General features: G+C 63.8%; 15 protein-coding genes. 6 read left to right on the top strand and 9 right to left on the bottom strand.

Annotation, left to right across the window (positions count from 1 at the left end; genetic code table 11):
- The first annotated feature begins 216 nt into the window (after window positions 1-216).
- On the top strand, window positions 217-765 hold the full coding sequence (locus ACYG9V_RS30840; RefSeq protein WP_031196023.1) for an invasion associated locus B family protein: 549 nt from the start codon (window positions 217-219) through the stop codon (window positions 763-765).
- A gap of 55 nt (window positions 766-820) precedes the next feature.
- Here the strand turns inward: ACYG9V_RS30840 and ACYG9V_RS30835 are convergent, their stop codons facing one another.
- The 9 genes from ACYG9V_RS30835 to ACYG9V_RS30795 all read right to left on the bottom strand — a co-directional run bounded on the left by ACYG9V_RS30835 (window position 821) and on the right by ACYG9V_RS30795 (window position 8761).
- Window positions 821-2329 carry an aldehyde dehydrogenase family protein gene (locus ACYG9V_RS30835; protein ID WP_352762673.1) on the bottom strand — a complete coding sequence of 503 codons (1509 nt, stop codon included), beginning with the start codon at window positions 2327-2329 and terminating at the stop codon, window positions 821-823.
- Between the two features lie 20 nt (window positions 2330-2349).
- Window positions 2350-2694: a cupin domain-containing protein gene (locus ACYG9V_RS30830; RefSeq protein WP_023672951.1), complete on the bottom strand. Its 345-nt coding sequence runs from the start codon at window positions 2692-2694 to the stop codon at window positions 2350-2352.
- Window positions 2695-2717: 23 nt separating this feature from the next.
- Window positions 2718-3059 (bottom strand): cupin domain-containing protein, encoded by a 342-nt coding sequence (locus tag ACYG9V_RS30825; protein WP_023672950.1) that lies wholly within the window; start codon window positions 3057-3059, stop codon window positions 2718-2720.
- Window positions 3060-3080: 21 nt separating this feature from the next.
- Window positions 3081-3431, bottom strand: a complete 351-nt coding sequence (locus ACYG9V_RS30820) for a cupin domain-containing protein (protein WP_023672949.1) — start codon at window positions 3429-3431, stop codon at window positions 3081-3083.
- Window positions 3428-4702 carry a glycosyltransferase gene (locus ACYG9V_RS30815; RefSeq protein ID WP_023707560.1) on the bottom strand — a complete coding sequence of 425 codons (1275 nt, stop codon included), beginning with the start codon at window positions 4700-4702 and terminating at the stop codon, window positions 3428-3430. The genes ACYG9V_RS30820 and ACYG9V_RS30815 overlap by 4 nt, the downstream gene beginning before the upstream one ends.
- A 9-nt stretch (window positions 4703-4711) precedes the next feature.
- Window positions 4712-5785, bottom strand: a complete 1074-nt coding sequence (locus ACYG9V_RS30810; protein WP_023707561.1) for an ABC transporter ATP-binding protein — start codon at window positions 5783-5785, stop codon at window positions 4712-4714.
- The gene (locus ACYG9V_RS30805) at window positions 5782-6573 is read right to left on the bottom strand and encodes an ABC transporter permease (RefSeq protein ID WP_352762672.1); all 792 of its coding nucleotides are present in this window, start codon (window positions 6571-6573) and stop codon (window positions 5782-5784) included. Before ACYG9V_RS30805 ends, ACYG9V_RS30810 begins: the two co-directional genes overlap by 4 nt.
- A 186-nt stretch (window positions 6574-6759) precedes the next feature.
- The gene (locus ACYG9V_RS30800; RefSeq protein WP_023712268.1) at window positions 6760-7602 is read right to left on the bottom strand and encodes an ABC transporter permease; all 843 of its coding nucleotides are present in this window, start codon (window positions 7600-7602) and stop codon (window positions 6760-6762) included.
- Between the two features lie 94 nt (window positions 7603-7696).
- On the bottom strand, window positions 7697-8761 hold the full coding sequence (locus ACYG9V_RS30795; protein WP_023698839.1) for a polyamine ABC transporter substrate-binding protein: 1065 nt from the start codon (window positions 8759-8761) through the stop codon (window positions 7697-7699).
- Window positions 8762-8996: 235 nt separating this feature from the next.
- On the opposite strand from ACYG9V_RS30795, the gene ACYG9V_RS30790 reads away from it, so the two are divergent.
- The 5 genes from ACYG9V_RS30790 to ggt are packed head-to-tail and all read left to right on the top strand — an operon-like array spanning window position 8997 to window position 15544.
- The gene (locus ACYG9V_RS30790) at window positions 8997-9935 is read left to right on the top strand and encodes a GntR family transcriptional regulator (RefSeq protein ID WP_023685712.1); all 939 of its coding nucleotides are present in this window, start codon (window positions 8997-8999) and stop codon (window positions 9933-9935) included.
- Window positions 9936-9945: 10 nt separating this feature from the next.
- The gene (locus ACYG9V_RS30785) at window positions 9946-11229 is read left to right on the top strand and encodes a glycosyltransferase (RefSeq protein ID WP_023698837.1); all 1284 of its coding nucleotides are present in this window, start codon (window positions 9946-9948) and stop codon (window positions 11227-11229) included.
- Between the two features lie 6 nt (window positions 11230-11235).
- Complete coding sequence (locus ACYG9V_RS30780) at window positions 11236-12618, top strand: glutamine synthetase family protein (RefSeq protein WP_023830124.1); 1383 nt, start codon at window positions 11236-11238, stop codon at window positions 12616-12618.
- Between the two features lie 2 nt (window positions 12619-12620).
- A complete protein-coding gene (locus ACYG9V_RS30775; protein ID WP_031207726.1) occupies window positions 12621-13922 on the top strand; it encodes an NAD(P)/FAD-dependent oxidoreductase in 1302 nt (433 codons plus the stop codon).
- A gap of 35 nt (window positions 13923-13957) precedes the next feature.
- Entirely contained in the window at window positions 13958-15544 is a 1587-nt protein-coding gene (ggt, locus tag ACYG9V_RS30770; protein WP_023692044.1) for a gamma-glutamyltransferase, read from the top strand.
- Window positions 15545-15552 lie beyond the last annotated feature (8 nt).

Here is a 15552-nt window from a genome sequence, read left to right as displayed (position 1 = left end):
ACCCCGACGAGTACACGCTCCGTCGCTAATACTATCCGAATCCCAGTGTATAGCGAGCATGATTGTTTGCTTTACACGTACAAAATTTCAAAGTTGTTTATTGTGACAAGTCAGCAACAGTAATTTAGCCCGAGCTCATGTACCGTATTGGCTTCCCCGCCAGGCTCGGCTGTTGTATCAACGCGCTCGGCGAAACCCTGACACGACGAGGATCGGATGGCTTCATTGCTGAGAACCGTTTGTGGCCGGGCCGCCTGGGTCGGCGCGCTATGGCTGGTCGTGACGGCAGGGTCGGCGCTTGCCGAAGAGCCGAAGTCAACCACATCTGCCGAGACCAAGCCTGCAGAAGGCAATCCGTGGGCGCTAAACTGCGCCAGCGGATCGGCCGGCATCGAGCTTCAATGCCAGGTCTCCCAAAACCTTACCGAGGCCAAGACGGGGCAGCGCGTTCTTACCGTTACGGTTCGCCGCGACAACGGCAATGGCAACCTCGCCATGCTGCTGGCCTTGCCGCACGGGCTGTTCCTGCCTTCCGGCGCCTCGTACCAGATCGACCAGGGGCAGAAGACGACCATCGCCATCCAGACCAGCGACCAGAACGGCGCCTATGCCGCGACCCCTTTGTCGGCGGACCTCGTCAAGGCGATGAAATCGGGAACCAACCTGAACATCGGCATGGAGTCGGTGACGCGCAAGCCGGTGACCATTCCGGTCTCGCTTGCCGGATTCACTGCCGCGATCGACAAGCTTCAAGCGTTGAAATAGCCGGCCTATCTCGGCAGATGCGTAAGCATCAGCTTACGTTATGGACTGGCCGGGCTCACACGTGCTTGCGGCCGCCTGTCTCGCGGAACCAGCTGTCGGGGTAAGGATACCACCAGTCCTGGATCGCCGGTCTGTGGTCGATGATGACCATCTTGGAGCGTCGGAAGGCGTCGAGTCCCTGGCGTCCCAGCTCGCGGCCAAGGCCTGATGCCTTCCAGCCGCCGAAGGGCAAGGCGTCATTGTCGATCAGCGGGTTGTTGACCCAGACCATGCCGGCCTCGAGCCGCTCGGCCGCCTCATGCGCCTCAGCGAGGTCGGTGGTGAACACCGAGGCGCCGAGGCCGAACGGGCTGTCATTGGCAAGCCGGATCGCCTCGTCGAAATCCTTGACGCGGCAGATCGCGGCGACCGGTCCGAAACACTCTTCGCGCACGATCGCCATATCGGGGGTGACGCCGGTCAGGATCGTTGGCTCGTAGAACCAGCCAGTGTTGTGCGCCGGCGGAATGCGCCCGCCGGCAACGGCTATAGCGCCGTTGCTGATAGCATCATCGACCAGCCGCATCACTTTCGCCCGGGCGGCTTCGCTGACCAGCGGGCCGATCTCGGTCTTGTCCATGCCATTGCCGATGCGCAGCGCCCGCGTATTCTCGGCGAACAGCTCGACGAAGCGATCGTGAACCGAGTCGACGACAAAGAAGCGTTCGGCCGAGGTGCAGACCTGGCCGGTCAGGTGGAAGGCGGCGGTGACGCTGCCGGCTGCCGCCACGTCGAGCGGCGCGTGCTCGCTGATGATCAGCGGATCGCTGCCGCCGGCTTCGATGACGCAAGGCTTCATGCGCTCGGCGCAGGCGACTGCCACGGCTTTGCCGGCGGCGACCGAGCCGGTGAAGGCGACAGCGTGGGTGCGCTCGGAGGCGATCAGCGCCTGCGCGGTGGCGGCCGTGCCAGGCAGGCAGGCGACCAGCCCTTCCGGCAGTGAACGGAACACCGTCATGTAGTCCAGCGTCGACAGCGTCGTCGCTTCGGCCGGCTTGATGATGCAGCCATTGCCGGCGGCAAGCGAGGCCGCAACGGTCCAGCACATCAGCAGGATCGGGAAGTTGTAGGGCATGATGTGCACGGAGACGCCATACGGCTCGTAGCGCGCATACTGGAACGACCCGGCCTGCGTCGTACCGGCGATCTTGCCGGCGTCGTCGCGCGCCATCTCGGCATAGTAGCGGAAGATCGGCGCGCAATTGGCGATCTCGCCGATTGCTTCGGGATAAGGCTTGCCCATCTCGCGCACCATCAGCTCTGCGCAGCGGGTGAAGTCCGCCGCCTCGATGGCGTTGGCGACCGCATGCAGATGCTTTGCCCGGCTCTTGGCATCGAGCTTCTTCCAGGCGGCTTGTGCCGTGGTTGCGGCACACAGCACCGCATCGACCTCACCGTCCGTTGCGGCGGAGATCGAGCCGACGGTCTCCAGCGTCGCCGGATCGATCACCGGTTTTGCCGTGCCGGTCATCGGCCGGTAGTCCGGATTGACGAAGAAAGCCGGCCGTTCAGCGGAGAATTGCATGGTCGTCCTTTCAGGTCCGCTCAGCGGATCATGTAGACCTTCTTGATGGTCTCATGGACGGTGCAGACGCCTTTCCAATTCTGAGGAAAGAACGCCGCCGTGTCCGGCTCGATCTGGATGACCTCGCCCGATTCGTGCACATAGGTGCAGCGGCCCTCGAGGAAGTGGCAGAACTCGTCGCGGGTGACATGGCAGTGCCATTTGCCGGGGGTGCAGACCCACAGGCCGCATTCCGAACGGCCCTCCGGCCCCTTGTAGAGCAGCTTGCCCGAGGTGTGGGACACGCCCTCGATCATGGTCGGGATGACGCCCCAGTCGACGAGGTCGGTGATGGCAAGCGGGGATTGCATGATGGGCGTGGTCATGGCGATTTCCTTTAAAAAAGTGCTCAGCGGCACATGAAGGCCTTGGTCAGTGTTTGCGTGATGGTGGAGGTGCCGGCCCAGCCGGCGGGGAAGAACACCAGCATGCCGGCCTCGACCGGGATCTCTTCGCCATTCTCGCGGACATAGGTCCCGCGGCCCGACAGGAAATGGCAGAACTCGTCGGCGGCAAAGGTAACCTTGCGGCTGCCTGGCGTGCACGACCACAGGCCGCATTCGCTTGAGCCGTCCGGGTTCTGCGAGAGGATCCTGCCCGAGGCGCGCGGCGAGCCGGCAAGCGTGTTGCTGCCCCCGCCCCAGTCCTCCAGTTTCACGGTCGAGGCCTTTGGCCAGTGCGGTGTCGGCATATTGGGAAGCTCCGTTGCTGTTCAAGCCAGCATGTAGACGTTGCGCATGGTCTCATGCACGGTGCATTCGCCTGTCCAGCCGGCAGGGAACATGACCACGGTCCCGGCTGCGACTTCTACCACCTCCCCGGCATCCGACCGGTACGTCGCGCGGCCGGCGACGAAATGGCACAATTCGTCGCGCGGAATTGAGAGCCGCCAGCGGCCGGGCGTGCAGACCCAGATGCCGGATTCCGGCTGGTTGTTGGGTCCTTTGTGGACAAGCCTGCCGGTCGAGTGCGACGCGCCGTCCAGCGCGTCGGACTGGGCGCCCCAGTCGACGAGGTCGGTGCGGGTGGAGGCTTGGTAGAGGTGTGGGGCGGAGGAGGTCACAGCAGCGCCTCCAGCAGCCCGGCTGCCTTCTCAGGCCCGTTCTGGGCCTGCATCTGCGCCGAGGTCTTCGCCAGCCTGATCTTCATCTTGGTGTCAGTCAGGCAGGCTTCGATCCTGCTGATCAGCTGGGCGTCGCTCCAGTCGTAGCGCGGCATACCGAAGCCGTGGCCGGTTTCCTGGACGCGGGTGGCGTTGTCGTGGCCGTCCCAGACATAGGGCATGATGATGGCCGGCTTGCCGAAATAGAGGCACTCTGTGAACGAGTTGTTGCCGCCATGGTGGATGACCGCATCGACTTGCGGAATGACCGAAGGCTGCGGAAACCAGCTCTCGACGATGACGTTGCCCGGCACATCCGTGTACTGGTCCTTGTAGCCGCCGACATTGACCAGCGCGCGGTAACGGGTCTTGCCCAGTGTTGTGATGATGCGCTTCAACAAATCGACATCGCCGGCGCCGAGGCTGCCGAAGGAGACATAGAGCAGCGGCCCGTCATTGTTCTCGGCGAAGGTCGGCACGGCGTATGGCTTTTCCTGCCGCACGCAGCCTTCGAGATACTGGAATTTCGTCGTATCAAGCGGATGGCGGCGTTTGAACTTTGCCGCTTCGGGATAGAGCAGGAGATTGAGATAGGGCGAGGCCTCGAAGAACTGACCGACCGGGTATGGCGCTTCATTGTTTGCGGTGAGGAAGGCGTTGAAGTCGTCGTGGATCGGCTTGATCACCGCATTGAAATGATCGCGATAGCGCTGGTGGCCGACATGGTCGTTCTCGCCGCAACCGGAGAGATGCGGCGGGATGTCCTCATCCTCGATCTCGTTTTCCGAGCAGGAGATGACGCGCACCCAAGGCTTGCCGAACTGTTTGATGGCCGGAAACAGGATCACATTGTCGACGCAAATGACATCAGGCTTGATGGCGGCCAGGACTCGCGGCAAATCCTTCTGCGCCCATTTGGCGCTGTCGACGATCGCGGTCCAGCAATCCTTCACGTAATTGTCGACCTGATCGTAGGGCGATTTGCGGAAGTTCGGGATGTGGCCGTTGATGAAGTCTTCCCAGAATTTCGCCATCTGCTCGGGCGGCATCGGCTCCGACAGGTTCACCGGATGCGCTTCGAAGCCGTAACCCTTGTAGACATCGACAAAGCCGGGGTCGGACAGGAACACTGCCTTATGGCCGCGCGCCTCGACGGCTTGCGCGATGCCGACCGAATTGAGCGCCGGGCCGTAGGCCGCTTCGGGAAAAAACGCGATCGTCTTCTGCGCCATCAAGCTCTCCTATTCCTGAAAAATTCTGACATCGGCGGCGTCCCAGCCGAGTTCGACCTGATCGCCCGACGAGACCGGCCGGCGGTCGGCGGCATCGGCGGTGACGCGCACCAGAAATGGTTTTGGCGACAGAGGCGTGCGGACATGCAGCTGCAGGTCGAGCCCGTGATAGGCCAGCGCCTCAACCGTGCCGGCGGTGCGGTTGGCGGTCTCGGCTGACGGGAACAGCCGGATGCGCTCGGGTCGCACCGAAGCGACAGCGGAAGCGCCGGGTGTGAGCTTGGCGGGAACCTTGCCGGTGATGCGCGCGCCGTTCGCGGCGATCACGCCATCCGCAGACACCTTGCCCGGTACGAAATTCATCACGCCGATGAAGTCGGCGACGAAACGGTCGGCGGGATGCTCGTAGATCGCATGCGGCGCGTCGCATTGCAGCAACTGGCCGTCCTTGAGCACCGCCATGCGGTCGGCCATGACGAGTGACTCTTCCTGGTCGTGGGTGACGATGACGAAGGTGATGCCGACTTCGTGCTGCAGGCGCTTCAGCTCCAACTGCATGGCGCCGCGCAGTTTCTTGTCGAGCGCCCCGAGCGGTTCGTCGAGCAGCAGCAACCGAGGCCGTTTGACCAGCGCGCGGGCGAGCGCGACGCGCTGCTTCTGGCCACCCGACAATTGCTCAGGCTTACGGTCGGCGAAGGGGACAAGCTCGGTGGTGGCCAGAATGGCCTCGACGCGGGAACGGATTTCAGCTTTCGGCAAGCGCTCCATCTCCAACCCGTAGGAGACATTGGCGCGCACGCTCATATGCGGGAACAGCGCGTAGGACTGGAACATCAGATTGACCGGCCGCTTGTTGGGCGGGGTCCGGGCGATGTCCTTGCCATCGAGCAGTATGCGGCCGTCGGTTGGCGTCTCGAAGCCGGCCAGCATGCGCAGCAGCGTGGTCTTGCCGCAGCCGGAGGGTCCAAGCAGCGCGAAGAACTCGTTTTCGCGGATGTCGAGCGAGATGCCGTCGACGGCGGTGACCCGGCCGAACTTCTTCGAAACGTTATCAATGGCCAGCAGCGTGCGCGGTTCGCTCATTGGCCGATGATCCCACGGTTGAGCCGCTGCGACAGGGTCAGCGCGGTGATGGATACCGCCATGACGATCGTCGCCAGCGCGTTGATCTCCGGCGTGATACCGAAGCGGATCATGGCGTAGATCTGCATCGGCAGCGTCGTCGAGGCGCGGCCGGCACCGGCGGTGAAGAAGGCGATGATGAACTCGTCGACCGAGAGCGTGAAGGCAAGCAGAGCGCCGGCGACCACTGCCGGCGCGATGACCGGCAATGTCACACGCCGGAAGGTGGTCAGAGCCGAGGCGCCGAGGTCGGCGGAGGCCTCGACGATCGACCAGTCGAAACTCTTCAGCCTTGCGCGCACCACCGAGCAGACGAAAGCGAGGTTGAAGACGACATGAGCGAGGATGATGGTGTGCAGGCCCATGGTGAGGTTGAGCATCGAAAAGAACGAGAGAAGCGCAATCGCCAGCACGATGTCGGGGATGATCATCGGCGCGAAGATCAGGGCTTCGAGGCCTTTGCCATATTGCCGGCGCATCTCGACGCCGATCGCCAGCAGCGTGCCGAGCAATGTGGCGATTGCGGTCGAGACCAGCGCCACGATCAGCGTGTTGAGCGCTGCAGACAGGATGGCGCTGTTCGAAGTTAGCGAAATGTACCATTTCAGCGAAAAGCCCGACCATGCCGTCGGCAATCCGCCTTCGTTGAAGGACAGCGCCACCAGCACGGCGATCGGGATGTAGAGGAAGGCGAAGACGAGGGTGAGGATCGTCCGCATGCCGAGCGTACGGGTGAAGGAATGGGTCATCGCCGGCCTCCGACAATTGGAGGGCAAGCGAACGACCAGAGTCCTTCTCCCTGTTCGCGGGTAGAAGCTACCGGCAGGCAGACGGGGGGCAGCGTTGAGCGTCGCAAAGGTTGACGCCGCCCCTCATCCGCCCCTTCGGGGCACCTTCTCCCGGTGAACGGGGAGAAGGCAAGAATTGCGCGGCGCTCAGCCATAGGCGTCACCCCTTGCCTCAGCCGCACGCCCCGCGGCGCGGTCGGCGGCGAGCGCCTGCGCCATAAGCACCAGAAGCATGATGGCGATCAGCGCCATCGCCAATGCCGCGCCAAACGGCCAGTCATTGGCGGTCAGGAACTGGTCGTAGACGAGGTTGCCGATCATCTGGAAGCGGCCGCCGCCAAGCAGCGCCGGGGTGACGAAATTGCCGATCGACAGCACAAAGACGAAGACAGCACCCGCAGCGATGCCGGGCACGGTCAGCGGCAGGATGACACGTCGGAAGGTGGTGGCAGCGGAGGCGCCGAGATCGCGTGAGGCCTCGGCCAGTTCCGGGTTGAGGCGTGACAGCGGCGCGTAGCAGGCGAGGATGACGAAGGGCAGATAGTTGTAGACGAGGCCTGCGATGACCGAGCCTTCGGTATAGAGCATCGAGGGCGGTTCGCCGGTGTAGCCGAACCAGCGCAAGAGCTGGGTGATCAGGCCTTCGCGGTTCAGCAGCACGATCCAGGCATAGGTGCGGATCAGGTAGTTGGACCAGAACGGCAGCACGGCGAAAAACAGGAACACCGGCTGCCACCGGCGCGGGGCGGCCGCGATCGCATAGGCGGCGGCATAGCCGATCACCACCGCGATCAGGGTCGCGGTGCCGGCGATACGCGCCGATTTGAGTAAGATGCCGGCATAGAGCGGGTCGAAGACCAACCCGAAATTTTCCAGCGTCAAAGTGTAGTCGATGCCGCCATAGACGCCGCGCCGGAAGAAGGCGAGCGCCAGCACCAGGGCGCATGGGATAACCATCAGCGCGGTCAGCCAGACCAGCGCCGGGGCCATCAGCAGAGAGGAACGAAGTCGGGTCTGGGACAATTTCTCGGGTACCGCTCAGGGCCGGCGGCAGAAGTGCTGCCGGCCGTGAAGTCTGCGCCGCTTACTGCGCGGCCTTGATCTCGCTGACGATCTTGGAATAGTCGCGCTGGGCTTCGCCGACGTCACGCAACTGCTCGAACTTGACGAGATCGGCCACCGGCATCGCCATGTTGGGGAATTTGGCCAGGAAGTCGGCCGGCAGGCTTTCCATCGCCGGCTTGTTCGGCACCTTGTAGTCGATGTTCTGCGCCGCCCAGGCGTGGTTCTTGGCGTCGAGCATGAAGTTGATGAACTTGAAGGCGTCGTCCTTGTGCTCGGACGCCTTCATCACCACCATCGTGTCGACCCACAGGTCCGAACCTTCTTTAGGGATGACGTATTTGATCTCCGGCTTGTCGGCGATGCCGTAATTGCACCAGCCGTCCCAGGCCTGCACCATCAGCGCCTCGCCGGAAACCAGCTTGGAATAGAAGGTGGTGTCGTCATAGGCGAGCAGGGTCTTCTTGGCGGAGATCAGGAGGTCCTTGACCTCGGCCATCTTGGCCGGGTCGGTCTCGTTGACCGAATAGCCCTTGTCGAGCTGCCCGGCGGCCAGCAGCCAGCGATCGGTCGCCAGCATGGTGGTCTTGCCCTTCATCTCGTCGGAAGGGGCGAGCAGGTCGCTCCAGCTCGTGGGCGCCGTCTTGACAAGGTCAGAGCGGTAGCAGAGGCCCGTCGTGCCCCAGGTGTAAGGCACGGAGAAAGCGTTGCCGGCATCGTGCGGCAGCTTGGTCGCTTCGGGATAGAGGTTGGCGAGGTTGGGGATCTTGGCATGGTCGATCGGCTCGGTCAGGCCAAGCTTGTTTAATACTTCGGCGAAGGGCGAGGAGACGAAGACCACGTCATAGCCCTTGCCGCCGGCGGCAATCAGCTTGCCCATGATCTCTTCATTGGTGGCGTGCACCACCACTTCGCCGGCAACGCCGGTGGCGGTCTTGAAAGCGGCCATGGCGTCGGGTGCCATGTACCCATCCCAGTTCGAAATAACGAGGTCGGCTGCGGCGGCCGGCCCCGAGAGCGTCAGGGCGAGACCGAGAGCGATTGAGGATGTATTGAGCGCACGGCGCCGCAGGCTGGTAGCGGTCATGGCAGTCTCCCATTCGGTTTGATCGTCGAAATCATTTGCCGGACCAAGGCCGGCGACGCGCGCGCCTGCCTCGATCCTGTTCCCTCGGTCTTTTCTCGCCGATTGTGCCGACAGTACTATTGCAGAAAAAAGTACGTCAATCCATAATCTGTCAACCGACGGAGGAATTTGGCCGATTGTCCCTGTTCCGGCGATCAGCCAGACCAATGCGCCACATTCGCATTCGAGAAAAGTCATGCAAGCCGTAGCCAGACGACCTCGCACCAACCATCTCGATCTGGCGCAGCGCATCCTGGATGTGGCGCGGCAGCGTGGCTTCGAGCCTGGCGCCCGCCTGCCCGAACAGCAGATCGCCTCGCTGTGCAATGTCTCGCGCACGCCCGTACGCGCCGCACTCGGCCTGCTCGCGGAACGGGGCGTGGTGCGCTGGGAGGCCGACAGCGGTTATCATCTGACGGTCGACCTCGCCGCCCAGCCCGCCATTGCCGCCGAACTACCCAGTGCGGAGGAAGACGAGCTCGCCGAAGCCATCCTGCGCGACCGCTCGGCGCGACGGTTGGACCAGACGGTGACCATCGCTGGGCTGATGCGACGCTACGACGCTGATCGCAAGACGGTACTAAAAGCACTTAACAAACTGACCGACGAGAATCTTCTGGATCGTGCGCCTGGGCAATCCTGGTTGTTTCGCCGCGCGCCGGACGATCCGGAGGCGCAAGGCGAAAGCTACGAGTTCCGCCTGGTGCTGGAGCCGGCGGCCATCCTGACGCCAGGCTTTCGGCTGGACGGGGCGCGGGCAGCAATGTTGCGGCAAGGCATGGAAGCGCTTGCAGCGCTGCCGGACGAGACATTCGACACGCGCGAGTTCCAGCGGCTGGACATGGATTTTCATGGCATGATCGCCGAGGGCTGCGCCAACCGTTTTGTGTCGGATGCATTGGCCGATCATCTCCGCCTGCGCCGGCTGCCGGGCATCTATTCCGGCGTCAACGTGTTTCGGCTGCGGCAATCGTTGCGCGAACACTCGGGCATACTCGACTATCTTGAAAGCCGGCAGTATGAGGTGGCTGCCGATCTGCTTCGCATCCACCTGCGGCTCTCCCGCAGCCAGCGACCGCAAGCAGCCAGCCGCGGAGCTCCCGCACTGTTCGGCATGATCAGCCGGCCGGATTGAAGAGGAATAATTGACGCGTAAAGCCAGCCCGACCATCGCGCTGTTTCCCGAAGCCAGTTTCGGCGCCGCGTTGAATTGCGTCGGTATCGCACAGGCATTGCGCGCACGGGGCGCTCGCCCCGTCTTCATCTGCCATGCCGGCTTCTCCGGCGTCTTTACCGACTATGGCTTCCAGGAATACCATCTGCCGACGGATGAGCCGCTGAGCGACAGCGACCGCCAGAGCTATTGGCAGGCCTTCGTGCGCCGGCACCTGCCGCATTTCCGGCTGAGCCCGATCGACCAGCTCGAGACCTATGTCGCGCCGACCTGGCAAGCGATCGTCGACACCGCCGTCAACGCCGAGGCGCCGCTGCGCCAATTGCTGGCGCGGCTGAAGCCGGACGCGGTTGTGCTCGACAACGTCATCATGTTCCCGGCGATCGCCGCCGCCGGCTGCCCGTGGGTGCGCGTCGTCTCCTGTGCCGAGACGGAACTGCCGGATGCCGAGGTGCCGCCCTATCTCTCGGGGATGGGTGCCGACGACCCGCAACGTGCGGCGTTCGAAGCGCGCTATCTCGCGGCCTCCGCACCCGCGCATGAGCGCTTCAACCGTTTTCGCGCGGATGCCGGCCTGGCGCCGTTGCCCAAGGGCCTGTTCCTCGAGACATCACCCGACCTCAATCTGCTGCTGACGCCAGCGATCGTACGGCGTGAGCGGGCCGAGCCGCTCGACCCCAAACGCTTTGTCTATCTCGAAGGCTGCGTGCGTTCGGAAGGGCCATTCGAGGTGCCGGTGTTTCCGCGCAATGGCGGCCCGCTGGTCTATGTCAGCTTCGGCAGCCTCGGCGCGATGGATGTCGGGCTGATCGAGCGCATGCTCGCCGTCTTCGACAGGCTGCCGGCGCGCTTCATCGTCAATGCCGGCGGCCTGCGCGACGCCTATCGCGCGGTGCCGGACAATGTCTATCTCGACGCCTGGTTTCCGCAGCCTTCGGTGGTGGCGAAGTCGGACCTGTTCATCCACCATGGCGGCAACAACAGCTTTTGCGAGGCGCTGCGCTTCGGCGTGCCGTCGCTGATCATGCCCTATTGCTGGGACGGTCACGACAATGCGCAACGCGCGGGAGAGACGGGCGTGGGCGACCATATCGGCCGCGACGCCTGGACCGAAGGGGGATTGGAGAGAGCCATTCTCGGCCTGCTGGCCGACGATGCGATGCGCGCCCGCCTCAGGGACAATGCTGCCAAGATGGCGCTGACCCCTGGAACGGATGTGGCCGCGCAAGCCATACTCTCTCTCATAGGTACGTGAACCAAAATGCAGGACAAAAATACCAACACCGCTCTCTTCACCGGCAACGATCCCAAGGCCTGGCTCGCCCAGCACGGCATCACGGAGGTCGAGTGCCTGGTGCCCGACATGAATGGCGTGCTGCGCGGCAAGGCGCTGCCGACAGCAAAATTCCTCAAGGCGCTGGAAGACCGCGCACTTTACCTGCCGAGCAGCGCTTTCCTGGTCAGCATCGATGGCCGCTACTCCGGTTCGATCGACGAAGGCTTTGCCTATCAAGACCCGGATATGCGCATGGTGCCTGATATGTCGACGCTGTGCCTGGCGCCGGGCGGTGGCGCTGGCAAAGCCTATGTCTTCGCCGACGCCTTCCACATGGAAGGCAAGCCCTGGATGGCCTCGCCACGACATGTGCTGCGCGCCGTGCTCGATCTCTACCGGAAGCGCGGTTGGCGCGCGGTGGTGGCGCCGGAAGTCGAATTCTATCTGACCGCGCCCAATCCGAATCCCGACCAGCCGCTGACGGCACCGGTTGGCGCCAATGGCCGCGCCGAGGGCTCGCAGCATCCCTATGACATGGTGGCGCTGGAAGAATTCGAGCCGGTGATAAGGCGCGTCTATGATTATGCCGCAGCCGCCGGCCTGCCGGTCGACACGCTGATCCATGAATCGGGCACCGCGCAGCTGGAGATCAATCTGCTGCACGGCGACGCGGTGCCACTCGCCGACCAGGTGCTGCTGTTCAAGCGGCTGACTCGCCAAGCAGCGCAGCAGAGCGGCATGCACGCCACCTTCATGGCCAAGCCGATCGCCGCGCAGGCTGGCAGCTCGATGCATCTGCACATGTCTGTCGTCGATGAAACGACAGGCGCCGCGCTGTTTGCCGACAGAGATGATGCAGACACCGAAATGTTCGGCCATTTCATCGGCGGCCTGCAGAGATATGTGCCCGAGATCATGCCGCTGTTCGCACCCAACGTGAACTCGTTCCGCCGCATCCGGCCGAACCACAGCGCACCGGCCAACATCGAATGGTCGCATGACAACCGCTCTTGCGGCCTGCGCGTGCCGGCAGGTGGCCGCGCCGCCCGGCGGGTAGAGAACCGCTTGCCGGGAGCGGATTGCAATCCCTATCTGGCGATCGCCGGTTCGCTGCTTGCCGGCTATCTCGGCGTCGAGCAGAAGCTGGCGCGCTCGGCTGAGGCCTCGGGCAATGCCTACAAGATCAAAAGCACGCTGCCGAAAACGATGGAGGAGGCGCTTGATCGTTTCATTGCTTGCGAGCCGGTGCGGGCATTGCTCGGCGAGGATTTTTTCCAGACCTATCTGCGCGTCAAGAGCGTCGAACTCGACCTGTTCCAGAGCGTGGTGACGAGCTGGGAACGCGACCATTTGCTGCTGAAGGTGTGATCATGGCCTCCGGCTCAACGGGTTTCAATTCGAGCCTCGATATCGGCAATTCCTATTATGTCGCCACCGCCAATCCGGCGCCGGACCATCCGGCGCTGGTGGGAGATGTCGGCGCCGATCTGGTGGTGGTCGGTGGCGGCTGCACCGGGCTGTCGGCCGCCCTTCATGCCGCCGAGCGCGGCCTGAAGGTGGTGCTGCTCGAAGGCGGCAAGATCGGCTGGGGCGCGTCGGGCCGCAATGGCGGCCAGATGATCCCCGGCCTGCGCAAAGGCGCCAAGGGGCTGGTCAAGCTCTACGGCCCCGAGCGGGCGAAGGCGCTGTTCGACCTCGCCTTCGAGGCGCGGGGCCTGGTGCTCGACATCATCGAGCGCCACGCCATCGACTGCGATCTGCGGCTGACCGGCCATCTCGTCGGTGCCGTTAATGGCTCCGACCTCAGGGATCTCGAAGACGAGGCCAAATGCCTCGAGAGCGTGATGAAGTTCCGCGACGTCGAGATCCTGTCGGCGGCGCAGGCACGCGGCAAGGTGGACACGCCCTATCATGGCGCGATGTATGAGCCGCTCGGCGGCCATATGCATCCGCTGAACTACACGCTTGGCCTTGCCCATGCCGCCGTGGCGGCCGGTGTCGTCATCCACGAAAATTCCGTCGCGGTGAAGCTGGAGCGCGAGCCTTCGATCCGGGTCTCGACGGCGCAGGGGTCGGTAAGGGCCAAACATGTCGTGCTGGCCGGCGACGCGTTGCTGCATGGGCTGGAGCCGCGCGTCAACAGCCGCATCATGCCGGTCGGCAACTACATCGTCGCCACCGAACCGCTGGAGGGCAAACACAATGTCATCCCGGCCAATGTCGCGGTGTCCGACACGCGCTTCGTCGTCAACTACTACCGCATGTCGGCGGACGGTCGGCTGCTGTTCGGCGGCGGCGAGCGCTACACGCCATCGCCGCCGGCCGACATTGCCGGCTTCGTGCGGCCGCATATGGAGGCCACCTTCCCGCAACTGAAGGGCTGCCGCATCGATCATGCCTGGGGCGGCCTGGTGTCGGTGACCACGTCGCGGCTGCCGCATGTCGGGCACTATGGCGAGGTCTATTTCGCGCATGGCTATTCCGGCAAGGGCGTCATCCTGTCAACGCTGTCGGGCAAGCTCTTGGCCGAAGCGATTACGGGCGACGCCTCGCGGCTGGACCTGTTCTCGACGCTGACGCCGATGCCGTTCCCGGGCGGTACGGCGCTGCGGGGCCCGCTCTATGTGCTGGGGATGTTGTGGTACGCGATGCGCGACCGTATCAAGCATTGAGGTTAGTACCGGCGGGTGGATCATCGGAGGATTGCATGCGTGATTTTCAGTTCCCCGGACGCTCGCCGGTTCGCGCGACAGAAGCGATGGCGGCGACATCGCATTCGCTGGCGACGCTGGCCGCCATCGACATGCTGCGCTCCGGCGGCAATGCCATGGATGCCGCTGTCTGCGCTGCGGCGGTGCAAGGCGTCGTCGAGCCGCAATCGACCGGCATCGGCGGCGACTGTTTTGTGCTCTACAGCCCCAAAGGCGAGGGCGAGGTGCTGGCCTTCAACGGCTCGGGGCGATCGCCTGCTGCTGCAAATGCCGATTGGTTTCTGGAGCGGGGCCATGGCGAACTGCCTGGAACCGGACCGCATGCCGTCACCGTTCCGGGCGCCATCGACGCGTGGTGCCGGCTGCTTGAAGATCACGGCAGGAAGGGCATCGACGCCGCGCTGGCTCCGGCCATTCGCTATGCCGAACAAGGCTATGTCGTTCATGATCGCGTCGCCTTCGATTGGGCTGACGAGGTCGCCCTGCTCGCCGCCGACGAACATGCGGCGCGGATCTTCCTGCCGAACGGCCGGGCACCACAGGCCGGTGATGTGCATCGGCAGCCGGAACTCGCGGAAACCTTGCGCATAATCTCGAAGCAAGGTCGCGCCGGCTTCTATGAGGGCGAGGTCGCCGGTGATCTGGTGGCGCGTCTCGGCGCGCTGGGCGGGCTGCATGCGCTGGACGATTTCGCTGCAACCAAGGGCGACTACGTCACGTCGGTGAATACGTCCTATCGCGGCTACGATATCCATCAGATGCCACCGAACAATCAGGGCATGACGGCGCTGATCATGCTGAATGTGCTTTCGGGCTTCAGCCTTGGTTCGTTGGAGCCGAACAGTGCCCAGCGGCTGCATCTCGAGATCGAAGCCGGCCGGCTTGCCTACCAGGACCGCGATACTTTCATCGGCGACCAGGATTTCGTCCAGGTCCCCGTCGAACAACTGCTGTCGGCAGCTTATGCGGAGCGGCTGCGCGCCGCCATCGATCCGGCGCTCGCCATGACGCATCTGCCGCGGCTTGAGCTGCCGCGCAGCGACACCGTCTATATCTCCGTGGTCGACCGCGACCGCAATTCGGTCAGCTTCATCAACTCGACCTTCGGTTCCTTCGGCAGCGGCGTCGTCGGTCCCAAGACAGGCGTCGTGCTGCAGAATCGCGGCAGCAGTTTTCGCCTTACGGAAGGCCATCCAAATCGTATCGCGCCGCGCAAGCGACCGATGCACACCATCATGCCTGGCATGGCGACGCGAGGGGGTAAGGTGGTGATGCCGTTCGGGGTGATGGGCGGCGGCTACCAGCCGTTCGGCCATGTCCATCTGCTGACCAACATGATCGATTTCGGCATGGACCCGCAGCAGGCACTGGATGCGCCACGGGTGTTCTACAAGGACAATGCCGTGCTGGCCGAGCGCGGCATTCCGGCTGAGGCGATCGCCGGCCTGCGTCAGCGCGGCCATCAGATTTCGATCGCCGAGGAGCCGCATGGCGGCGGCCAACTGGTGCTGATCGATTGGGAAAAGGGCACGCTCACCGGTGCCTCCGATCCGCGCAAGGACGGTTGTGCGCTGGGCTACTGATCTGCGTT

The sequence above is a fragment of the Mesorhizobium sp. W016 genome, assembly GCF_054719485.1.
The sequence above is the reverse complement of the archived record's forward strand: the minus strand, read 5'-3'. Positions and strand labels throughout refer to the sequence as shown.